Below are 2,304 nucleotides of genomic sequence, written 5' to 3'. Positions count from 1 at the left end.
CCGCCAGATTATTTTGAGTCGTTGCCCAATCTTCGGGAAAATCCTCACGGGTGTAAACTGCTAATGCCTTTTTGTAACAAGCGATCGCAGTATCTATATTCTCGGCTCGGTTGCCCGTGATTTTGTTTCTGTAGGCAACTGCCAGATTATTTTGAGTCTGCGCCCATTTTTCGCTTCCTGGTTGGCGATGACTTAAAACGATTTGATAACCTGCTATAGCTATGTCAATATTATTCGCTCTATTCCCCAGGGGAAATTGATAAATATGAATACTCAAATTTTCAATGATGGCGACAATTGACGCAATTGTTTCTGAATCTTCATCAGCAATGAAATTCTCTGCCACTTGCTGTAAAGTCTGGGCAAAACGGGCATTCAGGAGATGTTGCCGTTGTCGGAGAATGGGGTAAATTACTTTAACGTCGCTATTGCTATCTTGTTCTGCTTGCAATAATTCTGCGATAAACTCTAAATACTCTCGCGGATTTTCCACTTCAGAATTATCGCTATCTTCCTCATCATTCATCCCCAAGAATTGCCCTAGTTGACTCGCCAGATTGCGTAAAAAATCCGCTGCATTTTCCTGGCCTTCTGCTGCCAAGTTATCTGCTATTACCTCGCACACTTGCAGAAATTCAGCATCGAGTAATTGCGAGTTATCCTGTAAAATCTGCGGTTCCTCACCGTTGGGGCAACTGAGGAGTTGTTGAATCAGATTGAGGTAAGCTTGGGCGCGAGTTTCATCCATGATGGTGAGGGGGTAGGGAATAGCACCGAGTCCATCTTATCATAATTTATGCCACAATTGAAGGATACCGCTTTTGTAGTATTTTAATCTTTATGTCAAAATTGAGGAAACAACCATTAACCCAACTAACGAACAAGCCCAAATCTGTCTCCGCCTCTGTCAGTGGTTATCCAACGGCTTTAAAGATATTCAACTATTCCGTTTCGATTACCAAACAGGAGATGTCTATATTTTCGCAGGCGATGAATTGCAAATAATTGTACCCCCTAGTGGACTTTGGTATTTTCTATGAAACCGAACTTTGAAGCAATGACTAATGCTGAACTGAAAGCTTATGCACTTGCACATCGCGGCGGCGATGACGATCTTGAAGCTTTGCGCGTGCTAGTTAGTCGCCGTAAACACGACTCAGAAGCGATTATATTTCACCCGCCAAAGAACAAAGAAGAAGAACAAGAACAATTTGAATTATTCAAGCGGATAGTCGATGAGAAAACCCGAAAGAAAACTGCTGATTAGGGGCGAAGCATTCGGTCAGCAAGTATGAAGGCTACAACCGATAAATTATTATCTACCCGAATGCTTTAGCCTACAAAATTTGATGCTTCCACATCTCTACGCAAACAATACCGCCACCGACACGCTAAAACCTGGTAACAAAGGACTGGTTAAATTATCTTCTTTAAACAAAGTCATCGCTAACTTCAAAACCCCATTTTCCCGCCGATAAACCTCAACTTTCTGCTGGATTCTATCAAAAATCCAATATTCCCGCACACCTTGAACTGAATATAATTTTAACTTAGATTGCCGCTCGCGCTTTTCATTTTCCTCACCCGGAGACATCACCTCTACTACCAACTCCGGTGCCCCTCGCAAATGTCCAGATTCATCTAATATTTCTGGTAAACGTTCATTACTTACCCAAACCACATCAGGGATAACATTATCACCATCCGTGAAGATAATACCTGGGGCCTGGACAGCCTCACCTAAACCCGTTTGTCTTGACCAATTTGTTAATTCTACACAAACATTATTACTAGCTCTTTGATGTTTCCAGTGGGGTACTCTTGTCACGACTAATTCTCCTTCGACGATCTCATAACGGTTGCCATTATCAGGTAAAAATTCTAGATCGGCGCTTGTCCAACGGACTTTTTCTGTAGTAGACATAGCTTTAACTCCGCTCAGTTCTGTTTTAATTATAGTAGAAATACAGCAATAATCAGAAGTAAAAATCAGGAAGCTATTACCCCCTTTGATTCAAACTCAGTTGCTCCTGACAGCGTTCGATATAGAGAGTAGCAACAGTATCTCCCGGATTTTGTGCAACAACTTGTTGAAAATATCCCAAAGCTGCTACTAATTTACCTATTCGCCATGCTTGAATTGCTTTCTCAAATAGTGGCTGAGTAAGCAGCTTCCCGTGAGCTGTGACATCTATGTTTGTCCAGACTTCGTAAATATGAATAACCTGTTGTTTCCCGCGAGGCATTGTTTTATCAATCCATCGATAGTGGTAATTGGTAATTGGTAATTGGTAATTGGTAACT

Annotated in this window: 3 protein-coding genes and 2 pseudogenes; 2 read left to right on the top strand and 3 right to left on the bottom strand. The window is 41.6% G+C overall.

Going from position 1 to position 2,304, the window contains the following annotated elements:
* Positions 1-748: pseudogene (locus OSCI_RS08805) on the bottom strand (tetratricopeptide repeat protein); the annotation flags it as partial.
* A 100-nt stretch (positions 749-848) separates the two neighbouring features.
* Between OSCI_RS08805 and OSCI_RS32385 the strand changes: the two are divergent.
* Together OSCI_RS32385 and OSCI_RS08800 are read left to right on the top strand one after the other, a co-directional pair.
* Positions 849-1,040 carry a DUF6888 family protein gene (locus OSCI_RS32385; protein WP_407635898.1) on the top strand — a complete coding sequence of 64 codons (192 nt, stop codon included), beginning with the start codon at positions 849-851 and terminating at the stop codon, positions 1,038-1,040.
* Positions 1,037-1,267 (top strand): DUF6887 family protein, encoded by a 231-nt coding sequence (locus tag OSCI_RS08800; protein ID WP_007354572.1) that lies wholly within the window; start codon positions 1,037-1,039, stop codon positions 1,265-1,267. Before OSCI_RS32385 ends, OSCI_RS08800 begins: the two co-directional genes overlap by 4 nt.
* Positions 1,268-1,363: 96 nt before the next feature.
* On the opposite strand, the gene OSCI_RS08795 is transcribed toward OSCI_RS08800, so the two are convergent.
* Together OSCI_RS08795 and OSCI_RS08790 are read right to left on the bottom strand one after the other, a co-directional pair.
* Complete coding sequence (locus OSCI_RS08795; protein ID WP_007354571.1) at positions 1,364-1,924, bottom strand: Uma2 family endonuclease; 561 nt, start codon at positions 1,922-1,924, stop codon at positions 1,364-1,366.
* A gap of 76 nt (positions 1,925-2,000) precedes the next feature.
* Positions 2,001-2,304 (bottom strand): annotated as a pseudogene (locus OSCI_RS08790) (adenylate/guanylate cyclase domain-containing response regulator); the annotation flags it as partial.

Origin of the sequence: Kamptonema sp. PCC 6506 (genome assembly GCF_000180455.1) — a bacterium.
GTDB lineage: Bacteria > Cyanobacteriota > Cyanobacteriia > Cyanobacteriales > Microcoleaceae > Kamptonema > Kamptonema formosum.
Note: the sequence above shows the minus strand (reverse complement) of the source record. Positions and strands in the feature narration are given on the sequence as shown.

Bases quoted from the DNA above. Each gene is read 5' to 3' on its own strand.
- OSCI_RS08800 (WP_007354572.1), top strand. From the start codon at position 1,037: ATGAAACCGAACTTTGAAGCAATGACTAATGCTGAACTGAAAGCTTAT.
- OSCI_RS08795 (WP_007354571.1), bottom strand. From the start codon at position 1,924: ATGTCTACTACAGAAAAAGTCCGTTGGACAAGCGCCGATCTAGAATTT.